Origin of the sequence: Pseudomonas batumici (genome assembly GCF_036585405.1) — a bacterium.
GTDB lineage: Bacteria > Pseudomonadota > Gammaproteobacteria > Pseudomonadales > Pseudomonadaceae > Aquipseudomonas > Aquipseudomonas batumici.
This window is the reverse complement of record NZ_CP144470.1, coordinates 426,058-450,746: the sequence shown is the minus strand read 5'-3', so window position 1 is coordinate 450,746 and position 24,689 is coordinate 426,058. Positions and strand designations below refer to the sequence as shown.

The following is a 24,689-nucleotide window of genomic DNA, read 5'->3' as shown; positions in this document are numbered from 1 at the left end:
CTTTTATTTCAACTTGATGAATACCACCCGGTTTTTTCAGCGCAAAGATCAACCCGTGGCGGCTATAAAAGTCTCACGACGGCAATTAAACAGCACTTTGCTCTCGCTAGCCACCTGCACTTAAGTACAGTTGCCGCGCTTATACAGGATCACTATAAATAAGCACCCTTCTCCTCTCCGCGACGTATTTATGATTGACTATTTCCCTCACTCGTACACCTTCTCCGACCACTCGTACAGTTTCTCCGACATCCATGTCGCCATCGCCAGCTACTCCGAACTCCCCTCACGCGCATTAGAGCAAATACTCAGCATCCGTAAAACCGCTTTTATTGACCGGAGAAAATGGGATATTGAAAGCTACACGGGCAGCGACTATGAGTTCGATGAGTATGACAATGATGATTCGGTCTATATCTATTCCCACATAGGCTCGCAGGTGACCGGCTGCGTCAGACTTCGTCCGTCCCATAAGCCCACCTTGATGTGCGGCGCCTTGAACTTCATGCTCAGCGATGGCCTGCCCCGGCCAAACCCGATGGACTGCTGGGAAGCCACCCGATTTGCCCTGTTGAGCACAGACACCTCGGGTAACGACTTCACCAAGAGCAAAGTTGACTTTCGCACCGCCGCACTGTTCCTCGCCATGCTGCAATTTGCCAGGATTCAAGAGGTCGGTACTTATGAAGTTGTTGTCGATGCCATGATGGAAAAAGTTCTAAGACGCTCCGGCTGGATCCTCCATCGGCGAAATGTTGCGCAAGGCAGCAAAGGTGAAAAAGTCATCTATGGCACACTGGAATGCACGGCAATGATCTACGATAACATGCTCAAGATAAACCATATGCAGCACCTGACCGACGATCTGCTGCCAATGATTGCATGGCCTGCTGTCGACTACGGCGTGACCCATTCAATCCCCCCCCATCACGCGATGACCTGAAGCAACTGATACCTACCAAAAAATCTCATGGAACCGTGGGCGGCGCTGGCCGTTGTGCCCCGAATAAAAATGGAGAGCGGATGAACTTGCAAAGACTTTTCCCATCTGTCGGCAAAGTGATTGCCCACACCGGCAACCGTAATTTTCCGCGCGTGCTGCATGATCTGATCGTTGCACAACTGCCCGTCGACGCCACACACATCACCGAGCTGCGGCTCGATACCACGAATGCCGCACAGTCGATTACCTCGAGTATCGGCGGCGTGGGTATCAGCCCGATTTGCACCGACACACTGATGAATGCCTCCTCCGTGAAGCAATCCGCCCTGCCGGGCGACGACGGCATCTGCCCGGCACCGCACACCGAACTGGCCTGCTGCCAGCGAGCCTCCTCGCTGTCCGCCGCCCCCAACCACCTGCACCTGATCTGCCGAACGAAACATCGCTGCTACGCACTGTCTGTCTATCGGTCCAATCCATCCCTGGGGTTTTCCACACAGGAATGCGCCTTCCTGCAAGAGTTCTCCTGCCTCCTGTTGCCCATGATCGGCGAACATATCGAGGCCCTGTTGCCGGCGCCGGTCCGCCTGGAAGCCTTCTCGGTCACCCAGGAACTGGAAAACGGTGGCATGGATGCGCTGCGCCAACGCTTTATCGAACGCCTGGAAATGTCCGGGTTGAATCTGTCCTCCCGGGAAACCGAAGTCTGCGTCGGCCTGCTCGCCGGGCGCACGGCCCCGGAACTGGCCGAGCAGTTGGCGCTGCGGGTCAATACCGTGGAAAGCTATCTCAAACGTGCCTCCATCAAGATGGGGATCGGCGGGCGTCGCTCGTTGATCCGCTGGATGCATTCGGCGGACGCCAAGGCCGGCCCGGAAAACGCCGTCGCCCTGCAAAACGCCCTCTGACCTCTCGGTCTGATTCGTGAAGACACCTCGATAGCGGCCCATGCCGACTATCGAGGTACGCGAAAAATGCGCTTGAGCCCTTCAAGCCCATCGTCGACATAGGTGAAGATCACCGGCACCACCAACAGGCTCAGCACGGTCGACGCCAGCAGACCACCGATCACCACCACGGCCATCGGCTGGCGAAAACTCGACTCACCGCCCAGTCCCAGCGCCGTCGGCAGCATACCCGCGCCCATGGCGATGGTGGTCATCAGAATCGGCCGGGCACGCTTGTGACAGGCATCGATCAAGGCGTCATAACGGCTCATGCCCTGCTCTCGGCGGGCCATGATCGCGTACTCCACCAACAGGATCGAGTTCTTGGTCACGATCCCCATCAGCATCAGCAAACCGATGACCGAGGCCATGGAAAAGCTCATCCCACCGACCAGCAACGCCAACAAGGCCCCCCCCAGGGACAAGGGCAAGGCCGAGAGAATCGTCAGCGGTTGCATGAAATCGTGAAACAGCAGCACCAGCACCGAGTAGATACAGAACACGCCGACGGCCATGGCCAGGCTGAAATTGCCGAACAGTTCGCTCATCAACTGCAACTCGCCCTGCTCCACCAGCCTCACTTGCGCCGGCAGGTGCTGCATCGCCGGCAACTGCCTGGCCTCCTCCATCACCTCGCCCAGGTTGCGACCATTGAGTTCGATGGACAGGGTGATATTGCGCAGGCGATCCAGCCGATCGATCTGCGCCGGCCCGCTGCCCATGCCGATCTCTCCCAGGGAAGCCAGCGAGACCTGCCCGTCGCGGCCCTTGACCCGCAACTGGGCGATGCTGTCCAGATCGGTACGGACCTGCGGTTGCATACGCACCCGGACATCCACTTGCCGCTGGGACAGATTGATCTTGCCCAGGGCCGATGAGTATTCGCCGTAGGTGGCCATGCGCAAGGTGTCAGCAATGTCCTGGCTGCTGATACCTTGCTCGGCCGCCCGGACAAAATCCGGGCGGATCTGGATTTCCGGTCGCTGCACCGCCGTGCTCGACGTCACGTTGCCAATGCCCTTGAGCTGACGCAACTGGGGCTCGAGGGCCGTGGCGGTACGTTCGAGCAAATCGCCATCATCACTGGCGAGGACAATCTGCAAGCGTTCGCCGCTGCTGTCACCGCCGACATTCACCCGCACCCCGGGCAGGCCGTGTAACGCCTCGCGCATCTTGGCCTCGACCGCGGACTGTTTCAGCCTGCGCTCGCCGCGGGGTAACAGGTCGACGGTCAGGACCGCCTTGCGATTGCCGCCGCCGGCGATATCGCCACTGCCGACCACGGCGAACACATGGGCCACCTCAGGGATCGCACGCAAGTAGGCGTCGGCCCGCAGAGCGATCGCGCCGGTCTGCGCCAGGCTGCTGCCCGGCGGCAACTCCAGGCTGACGGTACTGCGCGCATTGTCCTGGGCCGGCAGGAAACTGGTGGGCAACAGCGGGATCAGCGCCACGGAGCCGAGCAACAGCACGCCGACCAGAGCCAGGGTGGTCCGGCGTCGGGTCAGGCTGGTGCGGATCCAGCCCAGGTAACCGGTCATCAAGCCGCCGTCGTGCTCGAGGTGCGACCTGGCCTTGAGCACGTACGCCGCCATCATCGGCGTCAACAAGCGGGCCACCAGCAAGGAAAACAACAGCGCCGCGCTGGCGGTCACCCCGAATTGCCGAAACAGCTTGCCGGAAATCCCGCCCATGAAGGCCGTGGGCAGGAACACCGCCACCAGGGTCACGGTGGTGGCCAACACCGCCAGGCCGATTTCGCCGGAAGCCTCGACCGCCGCCTGGCGCGGGCTTTTGCCCATGCGCAGGTGCCGCGCGATGTTCTCGACCTCGACGATGGCGTCGTCCACCAGGATGCCGATCACCAGGGCCAGGGCCAGCAGCGAAATGGTGTTGAGGGTAAAGCCGGCAAAATACATCACGCCGAAGGTGGGAATGATCGACAGCGGCAGCGCCGTGGCGACGACGAGGGTGGCCCGCCAATCACGCAGGAACCACCAGACCACCAACACCGCCAGCAGCATACCCTCGTACAGCAACGCCATGGAGCCGCGATAATTGTCCAGCACCGGCGCGACGGTATTGCTCGCCTCTTCGACCCGGATATCGGCGTGTTGCCGGGCAAACCGGTTCATCGCCTGGCGCACATCCGCCGTCACCCCGACATCGGAAAAGCCCAGGGAGCGGATCACCTGGAAGCCGATGAGCGGCTTGCCGTCGCGATAGGCCCGGGTACTTCGCTCGGCATGGGTGTCACGCACCGTGGCCAACTGCTGCAAGGCCAGCATGCGCCCTTCGCCAATGGGGATCCGGATGTCCCCGAGCGCCGCCGGATCGTCGATGGCGCCGAGGATGCGCAACGCCTGCTGGCCACTGCCCAGGTCGCCCTGGCCGCCGGAGTTGTCCTTCTGCATCGCCCGCAAGCGACTGGCCACGTCCGTCACACTCAGGCCCAGGCCGGCCATCAGCGCCGGGTCGAGGTCGACCTGGACCTCCCGGTCCACGCCACCGACCCGAACGATCTTCGACACACCGCGAACCGCCAGGAGCTGCTTGCTCAATTCGTTGTCGACGAACCACGACAAGGCTTCTTCGTTCATCCGCGGGGCCTCGACGACATAGGTCAGCAACGCCGAGGTATTGGTGGTCAGGCGCGACACCGATGGCGTATCGAGGTTCGCCGGCAACTCCGCCTTGGTGCTGTCCACCGCATTGCGCACTTCGTTGAGGGCCTCGTTGCCGTCCTTGTCGATGGCAAAGGTCACGCTGATGCTCACGCTGCCGTCGGCAATCAGCGTGGTGACATGTTGCAGCAGGCGCAGCGACGTCAGCTTGTCTTCGAGCTTGCGCGCCACTTCGGTTTCCAACTGCTCGGGCGCCGCTCCCTCCAGCGAGGCACTGATGACCACGGTGGGCAGGTCGGTGTCGGGAAAGTCCTGGATACCGAGGCGGTCCAGGCCGAACGCACCGAACAGGGTCAGCAGCACGAACAGCATCACCGCCGGGACCGGATAGCGAATCGACAGCGCGGAAATATTCATCGGGCATCCGCCTCGGCCCGGACCAGGGTCACGCTGGCCCCGTCACTGAGAAAGGCCCCGCCACTGCGAACGACCTGCGCCTGCTCCGCCAGGCCGCCAACGATCTCCACCGCCCCCCCGCGTCGTCGCCCGACTTCCACGCCCTGCTGACTGACGTGCTGGTCCGGGCCGAGCACGAACACGTAGGAGCGACCATCGCGCAGCACCACCGCGGTGTCCGGAACGGCCAACGCCGTGCTGGGCGCCAGTTCGATGCGACCGCTGGCGTACATGCCCGCCCGCGCCGGGGTCCCGGCGGGCAAGGACACATAGACCAGCGCCCGGCTGGTCTTGCTGTCGAGCACCGGCGAGACCAGTCGCACCCTCCCTTCGACCTGCGCCCCACCCGGCAGCTCCAGCCGGGCGGACTGACCGACCCGCACCCGTGGCAGTTGCCGCGCATCCAGCTCCGCCTGCCATTCGATACGGTCGGCGCGGATCATCCTGAACAGTTCGGTGCCGGCCGCCACCACATCCCCGAGCAAGGCCTTGCGTGCGGAGATGAGCCCATCGTCCACCGCGACAATGCGGGTCTGCGTGAGCTTGATGCGGGTGCTGCGCAGGTCGGCGTTCGTCGCGGCCAGGTTGGCCTCGGCGGTCTGTACCTTGACCCGATACTCCTCCAGCTGCTGCTCCGACAAGGCCCCGCTCTGCCCGACCAATGCCGCACGCCGCGCGTTGGAACGAGCTTCCTGCAATTGCGCACGGGCCTGGGCCACCGCGGCCTTCTGCTTGTTCTCTTCGGCCAGCACGCTGGCATCGGCCAGGGTGGCCAGTATCTGGCCCTTCTTCACCCGGTCGCCGATATCGGCGTTCAGGCTGGCGATACGCAAACTGCCGGTTTCGGCACTGATCACCGCTTCCTGCCAGGGCGCCAGCGCGCCGCTGGCGACCAGCACCTGCGGCCAGTCTTCGCGGCGTGGCTGAACCGCTTCGACACTCAGGCTGGTGGCCGGCACGGGCGCAGCCGCCGGTGCCGGCGCGGCGCGCCCGAAGAGCAACCACCCAGAGACTGTCAGCGCGGCAACCGCCAGCAACCCGTAGCCCAGCGCCGGTTTCATGCTCCACCTCGTGTCGACGCTGCAGCGGCCAGCCCGTCGCGACTGTCCCGCCAGCCACCGCCCAGGGCCTTGTACAGCGCGATCCAGTAGCGCACCTGATTCTGCTGCAAGGTGATCAGTTCGATCTGCGCCGACAACGCCGAGCGGCGGGCCAGCTCGCGATCCAGCAGACTCGCGTTGCCGGCGTGCCAGTTACGGTCGATGGCCTGGAAATACTCCTGGTAACCCGCGGTGGCGCGCTGCGCATCGGCTTCCGAGCGTCGTGCCGCGTCCAGGCGCACCAGCGACTGCTCGACCTCCATCACCGCCGTGCGCAGGGTCTGCCGATACGTCGCCAGGGCCGCGTCATAGCCGGCCCGGGCCGAGTCCACCGCGGCCCGCCGCTTGCCGCCATCGAACAACGGCACGCTCAACTGCGGGCCAAGGCTCCAGGTCCGGCTGTAGGCCCCCGAGGTGTTGCCCACTGCAAAGGAGCCGACCAGGCCCAGGCTGGGCAGGCGATCGGCCTGGGCGGCGCCGATCCGCGCATTCGCCGCGGCCAGCTCGCGCTCGCTGGAGGCCAGGTCCGGACGCTGGCGCACCAGGTCGGTGGGAATTTCCCGTACGTCCAGCAGCGCCGGCTCCGGCAGGCGCGCCGGGGTATGGCCAAGCACCTCGCGCAGTTGTTCCTCACGACTGCCGGTCAGGGCCACCAGGCTCTTTAGCAGCACATCGCAGGCACTTTGCTGATTGATCAGGGTCGCGCTGCTGGCGGCGGCGCTGGCATCGGTCAGCGCGGCGTCGGCGGAGGAAGTGAAACCGGCCTGGAAAGACAGGCGGGTCAGGCGTGCGGTCTGGTCCTGGGATTGCGCCTGGTCGCGATAAGCGTTCACCAGCATCTGGCAACCGCGGTATTGCACGAAGTCATCGCCAACCTCGGCGGCCAGGGACACCCGGGCGTCATGCCAGTCATCGACCCGCGCCTCCAGCTGATTGCGCGAGGCTTCGTCATTGCGCCGCAGCTTGCCGAACAGATCCAGCTCCCAGGCGGCGTCGAGGGTGGCTCCGGAGGTGGTGCCGGTCTTGCCCAACCCGCGCTGGCTGACGCCGGCCCGCGCCTTGGTCAGCCCGCCGTTGAATTGCGGCCGCGCGTCGGCAACGCTGCCGTCCAGGGTCGCCCGGGCCTGGGCGATACGCGCCAGCGCCTGGTCCAGGGACGGGCTGTCCGCCTCGGCCAGGCGCAGCAGGGTCGCTAGCGCCGGGTCGTTGAACTGCTGCCACCAATCGTTCAAGCCCACCACCGAGGCGCCATGGGGCAGCGGCCCATACCACTGGCCGGGCACTGCCACTGCCGGCAAACGGTAGTCCGGTCCCAGCGTGCACCCGCCCAGCAGCGTCGCGAACAGCATCGGCAGCAGGAGGTGGGCAACGGGTTTGGCGATAGGCATAACGCTCTCTGAGGCACCCTGAACACCGGGGCCCTGGAAAATGGGAAGACACGGGGTACCGCAGGGGGACGCGGCAGCAACAGAGGCCTGCTCCCGCGTCATAAAGTCCTTTCGTGGCACGCATTTAACCCCAGCAGCGGCGGCCTGTCTGGCGTGGAAAACGGGGACATCCCGGGCGCGATAAAGTGGCGGTCGCCGCGGGGCTCTTCCAGAATCGGGCCCAGCTCGGAATGAGCAGCCAATGAATCCGCACCTGTGCCAATGAGTGATCGACTATGGAAGAGTTAAGTAATCTCAAGCAATTGGAGTCGAACGCGCGCACTTACGCGGCGACATTCCAGCGCCTGTTCGTCAGCGGCAAGGGCATGCGGGTCAAGGATGCCAACGGTCAGGAATACCTCGACTGCCTGTCGAATGCCGGCACCCTGGCATTGGGTCACAATCCACCGGTGGTGCGTGATGCGGTGATCGAATTCCTCGCCAGCGATCACCTGCAGCAGGCGCTGGACCTGGCCACACCGGCCAAGCACGCGTTCGTCCAGGAACTGTTCACCACGCTGCCGGCCGGCCTGCGTGACCACAGCAAGATCCTGTTCTGCGGTCCCAGCGGCTCGGACGCCATCGAAGCGGCGATCAAGCTGGCCCGCCATTACACCCGGTGCTCGCCGCTGATGGCTTTCCATGGCGGTTACCATGGCATGACCGCCGGGGCGTTGTCGGCCATGGGCAACCTCAACCCCAAGGTCGGCCTGATGACCCAGGGCACCCACTTCCTGCCGTTCCCCTACCGCTTTCGCTGCCCATTCGGCACCGATGGCGAGCACACCGATCGGCTCTCCATCGACTATATCCGTACCGTGCTCGGTGACCCTGAAAGCGGTGTACCCAAGCCGGCAGCGGTGGTGGTCGAGGTGGTCCAGGGCGAAGGCGGCTGCATCCCGGCCTCGGCCGAATGGCTCCGGGCCCTGCGCGAGATCACCCGGGAGCAGGAAATCCTGCTGATCATCGACGAAGTGCAGACCGGACTGGGGCGTACCGGCAGCCTGTTCGCCATCGAACATGCCGGGATCACGCCGGATATCCTGGTGTTGTCCAAGGCCATCGGCGGTGGCTACCCGATGTCGGTGATCGTCTATGCCGAGCACCTGGATACCTGGGGCCCGGGCATGCATGCCGGAACCTTCCGCGGCAACCAGGTGGCCATGGTCGCCGGGGCGGCGACCATGCGCTACATCAAGGAGCACGACCTGGCGGCCCAGGCTGCGCGCCGTGGTGAGCAGTTGCAAAGCGGGCTGGAGGATATCGCCCGGCACTTCCCGTTCATCGGCGATGTCCGCGGGCGCGGCCTGATGCTCGGGGTGGAAATCGTCAAACCGGGCAGCGGCTCGCGTCCGGGGCTGGGGGATGGCGCGCGGGCGCGGGCGATCAAGCTGGAATGCTTCGACAACGGCATGATGATCGAGACCGGCGGGCGTCATAGTGCGGTCTTGCGTTTCCTGCCACCGCTGAACATTACCGAGTCGGAAGTCGGCATGGTCCTCGATCGCTTCGAAGAGGCCCTCAAGCGCAGCAGCGCGGCACGGGTTTCCAGCGTCAGCGCAGTGGGCTGAGTCTGGCAAATCAAAAAGGGCCCGTCGCGCAAGCGACGGGCCCTTTTTTCAATCCCGTTTCAATCCCGCGCCAGCGCCTCGATCGGATCGAGCCGGGCGGCATTGCGCGCCGGCACGAAGCCGAACACGATACCGATCAGCGTCGAGCAGATGAACGCGGTGACAATCGAGCTCATCGAGAACACCATCTGCCATTCCTTGACCAGCAGTGAGAACACATAGCCGATACCGAACGACAGGGTAATGCCGATGACCCCGCCGATCAGGCAGACCATCACCGCCTCCACCAGGAACTGCTGGCGGATATCCGACTGACGCGCACCGACGGCCATGCGAATGCCGATCTCCCGGGTCCGCTCGGTCACCGATACCAGCATGATATTCATCACCCCGATGCCCCCCACCGCCAGCGAGATCACCGCGATCAAGGACAACAGCAAGGCCAGCGACTGACTGGTCTTCTGCACCGTCTGCATCACGCTGTCGAGGTTGTAGGTGAAGAAGTCCTTGGTCCCGTGGCGCTTTTCCAACAGTTTGCTGACGTTGTCCTCGACCACCTTGCTCGGCTGGCCGTCCTTGATCCGCACCGTGATGCTGTCCAGGAAGCGCTGGCCCAGCACGCGGCCGGCGGCGGTTTCGTAGGGCATCCAGATATTCAGGTTCTTGCTGGTATTGAAGATGTTCTTCTTGTCCTCGGTCACGCCGATCACCGTACACGGCAGGTTATCCACCAGGATCACCTGGCCCAGCGGGTCCACCGTCGGGCCGAACAGGCGGATGCGGGTGTTGTAGTCGATCACCACCACCTGCGCCTGGCGCCTGGCGTCGTCCTTGGTGAACGACACCCCCGAGCCCATCTTGGTGCCGCGCACCTGGAAGTAACTCGGGCTGACCCCACTGACCGTCGCCGTCACATCGAGATTGCGGTAGCGCACCAACAGGTTGCGCCCGATGTTCGGCGAAGCACTGTCGATGTAGTACAAGCCGCTCAAGGCCGCGACATCGGACAGTGCCAGGGTCTCGATGGCCCCCGATTTGTTGTCGCCAAAGTCGCTGCCGGGGAAGATCTCGATGGTGTTGCTGCCGATGGCCTGGATGTCCTTGAGCACATAACGCTTGGCCCCTTCGCCAATGGCCACGATCGACACCACCGAAGTGATACCGATAATGATCCCGAGCATGGTCAGCAAGGTGCGCATGCGGTGCGAGATCAGCGCCACCCAGGCCATCACGAAAGCTTCCTGGAACAGCGCCAGGCCCGCCATCAGGCGATTGCCCTGTTTCGGCTTGGACGGCAGGCGCTGGGCCGCTTTTTCGTTGACCTCCGGGCGATTGGCATTGACCCGGTCGCTGACGATCTCGCCGTCACGCATCTGGATGATGCGCTCGGCATGGGCCGCCACCTTGTCATCGTGGGTGACCAGGATCACCGTGTGCCCGGCGCTGTTGAGCTCCAGCAGGATCTTCATCACCTCCTTGCCGCTGACGCTGTCCAGGGCTCCGGTGGGTTCGTCGGCGAGGATGATTTCGCCGCCGTTCATCAGCGCCCGGGCAATACTGACCCGTTGCTGCTGGCCGCCCGACAGTTGGCTGGGCCGATGGCCCAGGTGCCCCGCCAGGCCCAGGCGCGCCAGCAGCTCCTGGGCACGACTGTAGCGCTTGCTTTCGCCGGTGCCGGCATAGACCGCCGGCATCTCGACGTTGTGGGTCGCCCCCAGGTGCGGCAACAGGTGATAGCGCTGAAAAATGAAGCCGAAGTGATCGCGGCGCAACTCCGCCAGTTCATCGTCGCTCAGGGTGCTGGTTTCACGCCCGTCGACCTTGTAGCTGCCGCTGTTGGCGTGGTCCAGGCAACCCAGCACGTTCATCAGGGTCGACTTGCCCGAGCCCGAGGCGCCGGTAATCGCTACCAGCTCGCCGGCATTGATGGTCAGGTTGATGTCATTGAGCGCGATGAAGTCCTTCTCGCCGGCGACGAAACGCCGGGTAATGCCCTTGAGTTCCAGCAGGGGTCGGCTCATGGTCAGGCTCCCGCTACCGCAGGCGTCGCCGACGGCTCGCCGATCACCACCTTGTCACCCTCGGCCAGGCCGCTCTTGATCTCGACCCGCACATTGTTGTTGATACCGGTCTGCACATTGCGGATCTGTGCCTGGCCCTGATCATCCACCACCCGTACCGGGAACGTACCGTCCTGGTTCTTGTCACCCAGGGCCGCGACCGGCACCGTCAACACGGTCTTGGCCTGGTCACGGACGATATGCACTTGGGCGGTCATGGAAATACGCAGGCGGTGATCCGGGTTCGGCACATCGAACAGGGCGTTGTAGAACACTGCGGTGTTCTGCTTGCTGGCGCTGGTGGCCTGGGCATCCAGGAAGTTCTGCGGCGCCGGTTCAGTGCCGCGCAGCTTGGCGTAATAACGTTTGTCGGCGTCACCGAGGATGGTGAAATACACTTCCTGGCCCGGGACGATATGAATCACGTCGGCCTCGGAGACCTGGGCCTTGATGGTCATGGTGTCCAGGTCGGCGAGCTTGAGAATGACCGGCGTCAGTTGGCTGGCGATCACGGTCTGGCCTTCCTGGGTCACGATGCCCACCACGTCACCGCTGATGGGCGCGACGATGCGGGTATAGCCCAGGTTGATCCGGGCAGTCTCGACCTGGATCCGCGCGTCCCTGACCTGCGCCTCCAGCGACAGCAGGTTGGCACCCTTGACCTCGAAGTTCGATTGCGCGGTCTCGAAGTCCTGCTTGGAAATCGCGTCATCCAGCCGCAGCAGCTTGTAGCGCTCGTAGGTGGCCTTGGCGTCCTTGAGTTGCGAGGCGGCCGCCTGTTTCTGCGCGATCAGGTTCTCTTCGTTGACCTGCGCCTGGCGCAGGGCGTTCTGCAGCACCACCGGATCGATTTCCGCCAGCCACTGGCCCTGTTTGACCTTGTCGCCCAGCTTGACCTTCAGCGACTTGAGCTGGCCCGAAACCTGCGCACCGACATCGACCTGCTTGATACCTTGCAGGACCCCACTGGCCAGCACGGAATTCTCGATATCCGCGCGTTCGACCTTGGCGGTCAGGTACTCCGGCGGCTTTGCCGGCGCCTGCATGCTGTAGAAAATGATCGCCGCCAGGACCAGCAGCACCACCACTATGACCACTTTGCGAAACTTCAACTTTTTCATAGAAAGCCACGAATGTGTTGAGGGTTGACCCGACGGACCCACCGCCGGGCTTGAAGAAACCGCGTTATTGATGGGATCGCCACCAACTCGCCAGATGCTGCACATGGGGCGCCTTGAGGATGGTGAAATGGTTGCCCGGCCCACGCCAGACGCTGAGATCCGGTGCACAACGGCGCCAGCCGGCGACCATCGACTGCTGCTCGCGCTGGTTGCCCGCCGCGTCCAGCACCGGGTCGTCGGCCAACACCAGGCGAACCGGCCCGGTGTAGATCGACGACGGTTGATAACGGGTACGCAAGGCCGTACCGAAGGCCCGCGCCGGCCCACGCATCGAGTCCGCTGCCGAACGCTGCGGCAACAACCCGGCCCGCACCATCCCGGCATGCAGCAAGCGCAGCTGGCCGGCGTCGTCCTGCGCCGCGAAGGCGGCCTGGTCGACCTCCATCGACTTGCCGGCAGCCAGTTGCATGGTCTCGATCAGGCGCTCCAGCACGCCCATCGCCGTATAAGGTTTACCCACCACGCCGTTGCCCCCCGGCGACTCGCTGTCGATCAAGGTCAGCGAAGCCACTTCGCGACCCCGCGCCGTCAGGCGCTGGGCCATTTCGAAGACCACCCAGCCGCCGAAGGAGTGACCGAGCAGATGCACCGGCCCTTCGGGATGAACACTGTCGATTGCCTGCAGATAGGCCTCGGCGGCCGTTTCCACCAGGCTGTACGGCACCGTACGACCATCCAACCCGCGCGGTTGCAGGCCATGGATCGGCCAGTGCGGACCGAACGCATCGGTCAGGCCGATAAAGCCCGTGACACTGTCGCCGGCCCCCGGCACACAGAACACCGGCGTGTGATCGCCGCGTCCGCCCTGGATCGTCAGCAACGGCTGGTGGGCAACGCGGGTCGGCAAGGGACGACCGGCCAGACCGGCCAACGCCGTGTTGATCGCCAGCCCAAGACCTTCGATATGCGGCGCCTGCATCAGGCTCCGGTGATCACCCGGCACCTTGATGCTGTGCAACTGGCTCAGCGGCAGAACCTCGTCCCAACCCAGGTAGCCGCTGTGGGCCAGTGCGTCATGGGCCCGCTCGCTGGCGGTGAACAGATGCACCGGCACGCTGTTGGCGTACACCGTGTAATGAGCCTGGGCGTGACCGTGGGCGACTTCGCGATCCAGGTACTGCCAAAGATCGAGGGTCCCGGAGACATCGAGCTCCGGAGGCATCACACCCTGTTCGCGGCAGCCTTGCAGCAGGCCCTCGAAGTCGAAGGAGTGGAGTTCTGCACGCAGCCCTTCAAGCAGTGCCAGGGGATTCGCACCCTCGGCGTGGCCAGTCCAGAACCGCTCGCAGTGCTCCAGCAGATGCTGTTTGTGCGCGCTGTCCGGATTCCAGCGGGCCCGGCCCTGATCCACCAGCCGTGGCAGATAGGTGTCGATCAGGCCGACGAACTCCACTTCCTCGTCCAGACCGACCAACTGGATGGCGATCTCATAGGCCAGCACCCCGCCGAACGACCAGCCGGCCAGGCGATAAGGCCCTTGCGGCTGGACCGTGCGCATCAGGTTCAGCAGGCGGGTCGCCAGGCACTCCATGGTCTGCAACTGCGTCTGCCCGAGGGCCACGCCAGGCAGGCCGTAGACCGGAATATCGCTGTCGATATGCTGACCCAGGGTCGGGAAGTACAGGTCCAGGCCGGTGAACTCGTGGACCAGGAACAACGGACGCTGGCTCCCCGTGGTGCGCACCGGCACCAGTTGCTCGTCCGGGCGGACCTCGGCCGTGCGGCTCTCCAGCAGCGCCGCCAACGCGGCGACACTGGTGTGCTGGAACAACTCGGCCAGCGACACCGGCAATCCAGCCAGCGTCAGTTGGCTGACCAACCGCACTGCCAGCAGCGAATGACCGCCCAGGGCGAAGAAGTTGTCGTACCGACCGACCCGCTCCAAATCGAGCACCTCGGCCCAGACCTGCGCCAGACGATGCTCCAGATCGCCGTGCGGCGCCTCGAAGGCGTGGGTGGCGAACTGCTCCGCTTCCGGTGCCGGCAGTGCCCGTACATCGACCTTGCCGTTGAGCGTCAGGGGCAAGGCATCCAGGCGCATGCAGATACCCGGGACCATATATTCCGGCAGGTCGGCGGCCAGTTGCGCCCGCAGGGCTTCGGACTCCGGTACTTCGCCATCAGGCTGCACGGTGTAATAAGCCACCAGGTACTTGTCGCCCGGACTGTCCTCGCGCGCCACCACCACGGCGTTGCGTACCCCGGCACAGTGATGCAGGCAGGTTTCGATTTCCCCCAGCTCCACGCGGAAGCCACGGATCTTCACCTGGCCATCGTTGCGCGCCAGGTACTCGAGGTTGCCGTCCGGCAGCCAGCGCGCCAGGTCACCGGTGCGATAGAGCCGGCCGCCGAGATGTTCGCTGAACGGGTCGTCGCTGAAGCGTTCGGCGGTCAGTTCCGGCCGGTTCAGGTAACCCAGCGCCACCCCGGCACCGCCGATATACATCTCGCCGACCACGCCCACCGGCACCGGTTCGCGCCGGGCGTTGAGCACATAGATGCGCACGTTGGCGTTGGGCTGGCCGATCGGCAGGCCGAGGGTACCCGGCAGCACGTCGAACACCTCGTACCGGCTGGCGCAGGTGGTGGCCTCGGTCGGCCCGTAGCCGTTGAACAGGCGCACTGCTGACGAATGCTCACGCACCCGTCGGAACGACGCCGGATCAGCCCGCTCACCGCCGCACATCACCATGCGCAAGCGCGCCAGGGCCGCCGGAATCAACCCTGCATACAAGTTGAACAACGCGGTGGAGATGATCAGCACCGTCACCTCGTTGCGCCCCAGCAACTCGGCGAAGGCCTGGGGCTCAAGCAGCACCTGATGCTCGACAATCACCGACTGCCCGCCATTGAGCAAAGCCCCCCAGATTTCCGGACTGCTGGCATCGAACGCCGGGTTGGAGGAGAAGGCCACGCGATCCTCGGGGGAGAAATCGTAGTAGCCATTGTCCTGGACCAGGCGTGCGAGACCGTTGTGGCTGACGATCACGCCCTTGGGCTGACCGGTGGAACCGGAGGTGTAGATGATGCAGGCTGGTGTGTCTCCCGCCGTGTTGTCCTCAAGTGCCGGTGGCGCCTGGTTTACCGCCAGCGCCGCGGGTTCCAGGGTATCCAGGTTCAAGCGTGGCGTGCCTTCGGGGGCTGACAGGTCGCTGCGGGTCAGCAGCACCGTTGCTTTGCTGTCCTCGAGCATGAAGCGCACGCGCTCCTCGGGGGCCAGGCGATCCAGCGCCAGGTAAGCGGCGCCGCATTTGAGCGTCGCCAACAGGCTCGCCAGCAAGTCAATCGAACGATCCAGCAGGATCGCCACCCGGGTACCCGGCACCACGCCCTGCTCACGCAGGCGGTGGGCCAAGGCATTGGCGCGGGTATCGAGTTCGCCGTAGCTCACGGTCAACTCGCCCTGACGGGCCGCGATTGCCTGTGGCCGTGCCGCCGCATGGGCCTCGAACAGCTGGTGAATCAGCTGGCCGTGGGGATAGGCGCGTTCGGTCCGGTTGAAGTCGAGCAACAGCTGCCGACGTTCCGCCAGCGGCAGGATCGACAGATCGTGCAACGGCATTTCCGGCGTGCGCTCCAGCGCTTCCACCAGGCTGTCCAGCGCCGCATGCATGTAGCCGCAGATGCGTTGGGCACCGATTTCAGCCACCACTTGCGCGGTCAGCACAAAGGCTTCGCCGAGGTCATCGATACTCAGGGACAGCGGGTAGTTGGTCCACTCATCGCCCCCCAGGCTCTCGATCCCGCTCCACGCCGTTACGGCTTGGCTGTCGAGCTGCCCGCCGCTGTGCCGGTAGTTGAGCAAGGCGCTGAACAGCGGTGCCGGAGCGGCGACGCCACTGCAACGCTGGGCCAGGGCCAGGGAAGCGTGTTCGTGGCCGAGCAAGGCGCTGAGGCGGGCATGGGTCGCCCGGACACCGGCCCGGGCACCCTGGGCACCGACCTCGATGCGCAGCGGCAAGGTGTTGATGAACATTCCCAACGCCCGATCCGCGCCCTCGCCGCCCTGCATCCGTCCCATCAGCACGGTGCCGAACACCACATCCTCGCGACCGCTGAGCGCACCGACCACCTGCGCCCAGGCCAGGTGATGCAGGCTGGCGACGCTGACGCCGAGCTGCCGTGCAGACTGGCGCAAGCGCAGGCTCAGGGTGTCCTCGACCACCAGGCGGGCCTGGTCGATGGCGCTGCCGTCACCCTGCACATCGGCCAGGCCGAACGGCAGGGTCGACTCGTCGACATCGCCGAGCATGTCGCGGAAGAAGCTTTCGTGAGCCGCCTGACTGACACCCAGGCGGGCCTGGGCCACGTAGTTGCGATACGGCACCGCCGCCCCCAGTTGCGCCTGCTGCCCCAGCAGATAGGCCTGCATCTCGTGGCGCACCACGTCCAGCGCGGTGTGGTCGAGCGCCATGTGATGGAACAGGAGCAAGGCGGCCCAGCGCTGCTGAGCGGCGTCGTAGGCGCAGGCCAGGCCCAGCAACGGTGCCTGACGCACATCGAGCCGGTAGTGCAGCGGATCGAAATGCCCACGCAGTTGGCTGGCGATATCACCGGCCTCAGGCGCAAAGGTCATTTCCTCCAGCACCATCGGTGCCCGGCGCAGCACCACTTGCAGTGGCTCGTCCAGGCCTTCCCACAGCACGGCGGTGCGCAGGATATCGTGGCGGCCGATCACGCCCTCGAAGGCGTCGACAAAGGCCAGCAGCCGTGCGCGGTCTTCCAGGTAGAACAACGCCTGTTGCACATAGGGGTCGCCCTGCTCCGCCGCCAGGTGGTGATAAAGAATACCCTCCTGCAACGGTGCCAGCGGGTAGATGTCCTGAATATTCGCCGCCCCGCCCGGCACTGCTGCCACCACCCGGTCGATCTGCGCCTGGGTCAGGTTGACCAATGGCAGCAGGTCCGGGGTGATATGCGTACAGCCTTCAGCGATCAGGTTGGCCGGTACCACGATTTCCGTGCTGCCGCCCACTGCCGCCGCCAGCGCCGACAAGCTCGGTTGGCCGAACAGCACCCGCACATCGGCGCTCAGGCCGACCTGGCGCATCCGTTCGATCAGCGTCACGGCCAATAGCGAGTGACCGCCAAGTTCGAAGAAGTTGTCATGCCGCCCTACACGCTCGACCTTGAGCAGCTCGGCCCACAGTTGTGCCAGCACGCTTTCGGTTTCGCCTTGTGGGGCTTCGTATTCACGGCTGATCAGTGCCGCCCCATCCGGTGCCGGCAGCGCCTTGCGGTCCAGTTTGCCGTTAGGCGTGAGTGGCAGAGCATCAAGCTGTACGTAGGCCGCCGGGACCATGTATTCCGGCAATGCGCCTTGCAGATGACCGCGCAGGCTTTCGATCTCCAGCAGCGTTTCAGGCTGCTGCGCCGTGACATAAGCCACCAGGCGTTTTTCGCCGGGGTTGTCTTCCCGTGCCAGCACCACGCTTTCCTTGACCCCAGGGTAAGCGGCCAGGCGGGCTTCGATTTCACCCAGTTCGATACGGAAACCACGGATCTTCACCTGGTCGTCGTTACGCCCCAGGTATTCCACCGTGCCGTCCGGCAGGTAGCGAGCCAGGTCGCCGGTGCGATACATGCGCCCGCCTTGCACCGTATTGAATGGGTCGTCGAGAAAACGCTCGGCGCTCAGTTCCGGGCGGTTCAGGTAACCGCGGGCCACCTGCACGCCGCCGATATACAGCTCGCCTGCCACACCCAGTGGCACTGGCTGACGGCTGGCATCCAGCAGGTAGATCTTTGTATTCGCCACCGGCTTGCCGATCGGCGTGTTGTCCGGCGTTTCGTCCAGAGGACCGGCACAATCCCAAGCCGTAACGTCGACGGCTGCTTCGGTCGGACCATACAGGTTGAACAAGCCAACCTCCGGCAACTGCTGCTTGAAGCGTCGTACCAGATGCCCTGGCAAGGCTTCACCGCTGCACATTACCCGCAGCAAGCCACTCTCCCCGGCCTCGCCATGGGCCAGGAACAGGTCCAGCATCGACGGCACGAAGTGCAAGGTGGTGATGTTCTGCTCACGAATCACTTCACGCAGGTAGCCCGGATCACGATGACCACCCGGACGCGCCATCACCAGCCGGGCGCCGTTGAACAGCGGCCAGAAGAACTCCCAGACCGAGACGTCGAAGCTGAACGGGGTCTTCTGCAACACGCTGTCCGAAGCCTCCAGACCGTATTCGTCCTGCATCCACAGCAGGCGGTTGACCACGCCACGGTGTTCGTTCATCACGCCTTTCGGTTGGCCGGTCGAACCCGAGGTGTAGATCACGTAAGCCAGATGCTCGGGACGCACCTCGGCCCGCAGCGGATTGCTATCTGGTTGTGCGAGGAAACCTTCACGCTCGGCATGCTCAGGATCAAGCAACAGCACCGGTACGTTGCTTGCTGGAAGCACCGCACGCAAAGCTTCCTGAGTGAGAACCACCGCCGGAGCGCAGTTCTCCAGCATGTAAGTCAGGCGATCAATTGGATAATCCGGGTCCAGCGGCACATAAGCCGCGCCAGCCTTGAGAATCCCCAACAGCCCCGCCACCATTTCCAGGCTACGGTCGACACAGATCGCTACCCGATCATCCGGACCGATGCCCAGGCCGATCAGGCGATGGGCGATGCGGTTGGCCTGACGGTTGAGTGCGTCATAAGTCAGGCTGCCTTGCTCGTCGACGACGGCTACCGCGTCACCACAAGCGGCAACCCGTGCCTCGAACAGGCCATGCAAGGTCAGATCCTGCGGATAGTCGACGGCGGTGGCATTGAAACCCTCCAGCAACTGCCCACGCTGTTCCTCGTCCAGCAATGGAATTTCCGCGATCAGCGCCCGCTCATCGGCCGCCATCCCACGTAACATGGCTTCCAGGTAACCCAGGTAACGCTGCATGGTCGACTCGTCGAACAACGCCGTGGCGTATTCCAGAGTACCGAGCAGACGGTCACCCACCTCGGTCATGTCCAGCAGCACGTCGAATTTGGCCGTGCGACTGGTCACCGCGACGCCTTGCAGGGTCATATCACCGAGCGCCAGATCGACGTCCTCGGTGTTCTGCCAGGACAACATCGCCTGGAAAATCGGGCTATGGGACAGGCTGCGCTGCGGACGAACCACCTCGACCACCTGCTCGAACGGCAAGTCCTGGTTGGCCTGGGCGGCCAGGGTCTGATGCTTGACCTGTTGCAGCAGGGTTTCGACGCTCAGCGTTGCCGAAACGTCGACGCGCACCGCCAGGGTATTGACGAAGAACCCGATCAGGTCCTCCACCTCGGCGCGCAGGCGGTTGGCCGCCGGTGTACCGATCACCACGTCATCCTGGCCGGACAGCCGGCTCAGCACCGCGGCCCAGGCGGCCATGACCGTCATGAACAAGGTGGTGCCCTGGCGCTGGCTCAGCGCCTTGAGGCCATGGGTCAGCTCGGCGTCGAGGGCCAGGCCCAACAGATGCCCGCTGTAGTCCTGCTGTGCCGGACGTGGCCGGTCGCTCGGCAAGGCCAGCAGGACCGGTGCACCGGTCAGGGCCTGTTGCCAATAGTGCCCTTGCTGTTGCAACACCTCGCCGCTCAGCCAGTTGCGCTGCCACACCGCATAGTCGGCGTACTGCACCGGCAAGGCCGGCAACGGATCTTCCGCGCCCTGGCGGAAGGCCTCGTAGAGCACACCCAGTTCGCGGGTCAGTACTCCAGCGGACCAGCCATCGGAGATGATGTGGTGCAGGGTCACCAGCAACACATGGTCGTCTTCGGCCATGCGCACCAGACGCCCACGCACCAGCGGTCCACGGATCAGGTCGAAACTCTCGCGAGCCTCTTCGGCGGCGATGGACAGCAGTTCCTCTTCCGCCTCCGCCTGTCCGGCCAGCACATGCAATTGCAGGTTGAAGCCGATATCGGCCGGGGCGATACGTTGTTCCGCATCATGCCCCTGCAGTTGCACAAAGGTGGTCCGCAGCGACTCGTGACGCGCGACGATACGATCCAGCGCCCGCTTGAGGGCAATACGATCCAGGGCACCGCGCAAACGCAGCCCGGCTGGAATGTGATAGGCCGAGCTGCCGCCGTCCAGTTGCGCCAGGAACCACAGGCGCTGCTGGGCAAACGACAATGGCAAGGCCTGGTCACGGGACACCGGCACGATCGGTGGCTGGCGGCTGCCGGCGGCTTGCGCCAGCACCTGGGCCAATGCCGCCAACTCCGGCTGGGCGAAGATATCCGCCAGGCTCAGCTCGACGCCCAGGCGATGACGCACCTGGGAAATCAAGCGCATGGCCAGCAGCGAGTGCCCACCGAGGTCGAAGAAGTGGTCGTGACGCCCCACCTGTTCCAGGTTCAGCAGGCTTTGCCAGATTTGTGCCAGGGCCGTCTCGGTGGCGCCTTGCGGAGCGACATGCTCGCGACTGGCAAAGGCATCGTCCGCCGGGGCCGGCAAGGCCTTGCGGTCGAGCTTGCGGTTCGGTGTCAACGGCAGCGCGTCGAGCATCACGAAGGCACTTGGCAGCATGTATTCGGCCAGTTGCGGTGCCAGTTCGGCGCGCAAACCGGCGGCATCCAGGCTCGCTTCAGGCTGGGCGACCACATAGGCCACCAGGCGTTTTTCCCCCGGACGATCTTCCCGGGCGATGACCACCGCCTCCTTGACCCCGGCGCAACTGCCGAGGCGCGACTCGATTTCCCCCAGTTCGATACGGAAACCACGGACCTTGACCTGGAAGTCATTGCGGCCCAGGTACTCGATACGACCATCGGCCATATAGCGCGCCAGGTCGCCGGTCTTGTACATGCGCGCATCGGGCTTGTCGCTGAACGGATCGACAAGGAAGCGCTCGGCGTTGACCTGCTCGAGGTTCAGGTAACCCCGTGCCACGCCGTCGCCGCCGATGAAGATCTCCCCGGCCACACCGTACGGCACCGGCTGTTGGTGAGCGTCGAGCAGGTAGATCCGGGTGTTGGCCATCGGCTTGCCGATGGTCGCGTTGCCGCTGCCCTCGCTGCCGGCCACGGCATCATGGGTGACATAAGCAGCGGTGCAAGACACCGTCGCCTCGGTCGGACCATAGGTGTTGATCAAGCGCGTATGCGCGGGACGTACTTCATCCCAGAGCTTGAGCTTCTGCGCCGACAGCGCATCACCGGTGACGTTGATCAGGCGCACATCGGCCAGACGTTGCACGGCGACCTGTGGCTGGCTGTGCCATTCGGCGGCCAGGGTGTGCCAGTGAGCAGCGGTCATATGCAGGAAGGTCGGGCGAATGCCGTGATCCTGAGAGCCCTCGCTGCCGAAGATCTCCTGGCTCGGCGCCAGGGTGGCACCGGCCAGCAGCGCCGGGAAAATTTCCTCCACCGACAGGTCGAAGTTCAGGGTGTTCTGTTGCAGCACGGTGTCCGCCGGGGTCAAGCCGAACAGGCGTGCGGCGTCGACGCTGTAGTTGACCAGGCCACGGTGTTCGATCATCACCCCTTTTGGATTACCGGTGGAACCGGAGGTGTAGATCACATAGGCCAGGTTGCGCGCACCGAGGTTCGCTGGTTGCGGGTTGTCGTCACGCTCGCTGAGGCCCTGACGCTGATCGTCGTCAAGCAACACCAGCGGCAGCTCAAGCACCGGCAAACGGCCCTGCAATGCACGCTGGGTCAGCAACGCCGACGGCTTGCTGTCCTCGATCATGTAGGCCAGACGCTCGGCCGGATAGGCCGGGTCCAGCGGCACATAAGCGGCACCGGCCTTGAGCACGCCGAGCAGGCCGACCATCATCTCCACGCCACGTTCGACGCAGATCGCCACCCGATCGTCCGGGCCGATGCCCAGGCCGATCAGGTAATGGGCCAGGCGGTTGGCCTGGCGGTTCAGTTCGGCATAACTCAGGCGCTGAGCCTGGAAGGCCACCGCGATGGCCTCGGGTTGCGCGCGGACCTGCTCCTCGAACAATTGATGAATGGTGCTGTCCTGCGGATAAGGCACTTCGGTCGCGTTGAGGCCCACCAGCAGGTGCTCGCGCTCGGCGGCGTCGAGCAACGGCACCTGTTCCAGCACCTGACGGTCGTCGGCAACCATGGCTTCCAGCAGGCGCTGGAAGTAACCCAGGTAACGAACCATGGTGCTTTCGTCGAACAATGCCGTGGCGTATTCCAGCGAACCGAGCAGACGGCCTTGGGCCTCGCCCAGGTCCAGCGAGAGATCGAACTTGGCCAGGGTATGGCTCGCGCCCAGGCCTTCGAGTTGCAGATCGCCGAGGGCGAAGTCTCCGCCGCCCATGTCCTGCCAGGTCAGCATCGCCTGGAAGACCGGGCTGTGGGACAGGCTGCGCACCGGTTTGACCACTTCCACCACTTGTTCGAACGGCAGGTCCTGATGCGCCTGGGCGCCCAGGGTGCCAGCCTTGACTCGCGCTAACAGGGTCTGGGCCGTCGGCTGCTCGCTGAGGTCGATACGGATCGCCAGGGTATTGACGAACAGGCCGATCAGCCCCTCGACTTCACTGCGTGTACGGTTGGCCACCGGCGAACCGATCACCACGTCGTCCTGCCCGGCCAGGCGACCCAACAGTGCCGCCCAAGCGGTCATGACGGTCATATACAAAGTGGTGCCGTGACGCTGACCGAGGGCCTTGAGGCCACGGGTCAGGTGCTCGTCGAAGATCACAGGCAGCGTGGCGCCGGCATAATCCTGCTGCGCCGGACGGACCCGGTCGGTAGGCAGCATCAACAGTGCCGGCGCCTCCGCCAGGGTCTCCTGCCAGTAGCTGCATTGCTGTTGCAACAGCTCGCCACTGAGCCAGCGACGCTGCCACACGGCGTAGTCCAGGTACTGCAATGCCAAAGGTGCCAGCGGATCGTCCTGACCCTGGCTGAACGCAGCGTACAGCGCAGCCAGTTCACGGGTCAGCACGGTCATCGACCAACCATCGGAGACGATGTGGTGCATGGTCACCAGCAGGACATGGTGGTCCTCGGCCATACGGATCAGACGGCCACGAATCAACGGTCCCTGTTCCAGGTCGAACGCTTGCACGGCCTCCTCGCTGGCCAGTACCTGGAGCTTCTCCTCCGCCGCCGTCAGCCCCTGCAAATCGTGCAGTTGCAGGCTGAAGCCGGCATCCGCCGCCGCAATCCGCTGCGAGGGTTGTTCGTCATCACCGAGGGCAAAGGTCGTGCGCAAGCCTTCGTGACGCGCAACGATGCGCTCCAGCGCCCGTTGCAGGGCCACGCGGTCGAGGGTGCCACGCAGGCTGAGGCCGGCGGGCATATGGTAGGCCGCGCTGGCGCCTTCCATCTGCGCGAGGAACCACAGGCGCTGCTGGGCGAAGGACAACGGCCAGGCCTGATCCCGCGCCACCGGCAGGATCTTCGGCAGGGTGCTGCGCCCGGCCTGGGCGATCACCTGGGCCACCGCCGTCAGTTGGGGATGGGCAAACAACGACGCCAGGCCCACCTCGACTCCCAGTTGCTGGCGGATTTGCGAAATCAAGCGCATCGCCAGTAACGAGTGACCACCCAGCTCGAAGAACTGGTCGTGTCGACCGACCCGGGACAGGCCCAGCAATTCTTGCCAGACCAGGGCCAGGGCAATCTCGATCTCGCCTTCGGGTGCTTCGTAGTCACGGCTGATGACCGCGTCGAGGTCCGGCGCCGGCAGAGCCTTGCGGTCGAGCTTGCCGTTCGGCGTCAGCGGCAAGGCACCGAGCTGCACGTAAGCCGCTGGCACCATGTACTCCGGCAGTGCGCCTTGCAGATGGCCACGCAGGCTTTCGATCTCCAGCACGGTTTCCGGTTGCTGCGCAATGACATAAGCCACCAGGCGTTTTTCACCCGGGTTGTCTTCCCGTGCAAGGACCACACTTTCCTTGACCCCTGGGTAAGCGGCCAGGCGGGCTTCGATTTCACCCAGTTCGATACGGAAACCACGAATCTTCACTTGTTCGTCGTTACGACCGAGGTACTCCAGGCTGCCGTCGGCCAGCCAGCGGCCAAGGTCACCGGTGCGATACATGCGGGCGTTCGCCTCGGCGCTGAACGGGTTGTCGAGGAAACGCTCGGCACTCAGTTCGGCACGGTTCAAGTAGCCCCGGGCAACCCCGGCACCACCGACATACAGCTCGCCGGCCACGCCGACCGGTACCGGTTCGCGGCGGGCGTCGAGCACATAGAGTTGCAAGTCGGGAATACGCTTGCCGATTGGGCTGGCGCCCAGGCGTTGGGCGTCTTCGGCCTGCAACGGGTAATAGGTCACATGCACCGTGGTTTCGGTGATGCCGTACATGTTCACCAGTTGCGTGCCGCTATTCAGTTCCCGGGTGTACCAGGGCTTGAGCATCACGGTGTCCAGCGCTTCACCGCCGAAAATCACCTGGCGCAACGAATGTGGCTGCCCATTCTCGCCCTGGGCC

General features: G+C 64.3%; 9 protein-coding genes (1 of these 9 running past the window's edge). 3 read left to right on the top strand and 6 right to left on the bottom strand.

All coding sequences use genetic code 11. The features are described from left to right. The first annotated feature begins 190 nt into the window (after positions 1–190). The gene (locus NUH87_RS01640; protein WP_338524421.1) at positions 191–943 is read left to right on the top strand and encodes an acyl-homoserine-lactone synthase; all 753 of its coding nucleotides are present in this window, start codon (positions 191–193) and stop codon (positions 941–943) included. A gap of 80 nt (positions 944–1,023) precedes the next feature. Continuing rightward, the gene (locus NUH87_RS01635; protein WP_338524420.1) at positions 1,024–1,851 is read left to right on the top strand and encodes a helix-turn-helix transcriptional regulator; all 828 of its coding nucleotides are present in this window, start codon (positions 1,024–1,026) and stop codon (positions 1,849–1,851) included. 47 nt (positions 1,852–1,898) lie between these two features. On the opposite strand, the gene NUH87_RS01630 is transcribed toward NUH87_RS01635, so the two are convergent. From NUH87_RS01630 to NUH87_RS01620, 3 genes are read right to left on the bottom strand one after another with little or no spacing between them, the layout of a single operon-like run. Then, entirely contained in the window at positions 1,899–4,931 is a 3,033-nt protein-coding gene (locus tag NUH87_RS01630; protein WP_338524419.1) for an efflux RND transporter permease subunit, read from the bottom strand. Further along, positions 4,928–6,031: an efflux RND transporter periplasmic adaptor subunit gene (locus tag NUH87_RS01625; protein WP_338524418.1), complete on the bottom strand. Its 1,104-nt coding sequence runs from the start codon at positions 6,029–6,031 to the stop codon at positions 4,928–4,930. Before NUH87_RS01625 ends, NUH87_RS01630 begins: the two co-directional genes overlap by 4 nt. Then, positions 6,028–7,458, bottom strand: coding sequence for an efflux transporter outer membrane subunit (locus tag NUH87_RS01620; RefSeq protein WP_338524417.1), 1,431 nt, complete (start codon positions 7,456–7,458; stop codon positions 6,028–6,030). Before NUH87_RS01620 ends, NUH87_RS01625 begins: the two co-directional genes overlap by 4 nt. A 275-nt stretch (positions 7,459–7,733) precedes the next feature. On the opposite strand from NUH87_RS01620, the gene NUH87_RS01615 reads away from it, so the two are divergent. Then, positions 7,734–9,068: a diaminobutyrate--2-oxoglutarate transaminase family protein gene (locus tag NUH87_RS01615; protein ID WP_338524416.1), complete on the top strand. Its 1,335-nt coding sequence runs from the start codon at positions 7,734–7,736 to the stop codon at positions 9,066–9,068. A gap of 59 nt (positions 9,069–9,127) precedes the next feature. Here NUH87_RS01615 and NUH87_RS01610 read toward each other — a convergent pair whose 3' ends face one another. The 3 genes from NUH87_RS01610 to NUH87_RS01600 all read right to left on the bottom strand — a co-directional run. Then, positions 9,128–11,089 (bottom strand): MacB family efflux pump subunit, encoded by a 1,962-nt coding sequence (locus NUH87_RS01610; protein ID WP_338524415.1) that lies wholly within the window; start codon positions 11,087–11,089, stop codon positions 9,128–9,130. Between the two features lie 2 nt (positions 11,090–11,091). After that, on the bottom strand, positions 11,092–12,249 hold the full coding sequence (gene macA, locus NUH87_RS01605; RefSeq protein ID WP_338524414.1) for a macrolide transporter subunit MacA: 1,158 nt from the start codon (positions 12,247–12,249) through the stop codon (positions 11,092–11,094). A gap of 64 nt (positions 12,250–12,313) precedes the next feature. After that, a protein-coding gene (locus tag NUH87_RS01600; RefSeq protein ID WP_338524413.1) for a non-ribosomal peptide synthase/polyketide synthase crosses the window boundary here: on the bottom strand, positions 12,314–24,689 show its 3' portion. The gene runs 18,587 nt beyond the window's last position; only the last 12,376 of its 30,963 coding nucleotides appear in the window; its start codon lies off the right edge, out of view; the stop codon is at positions 12,314–12,316.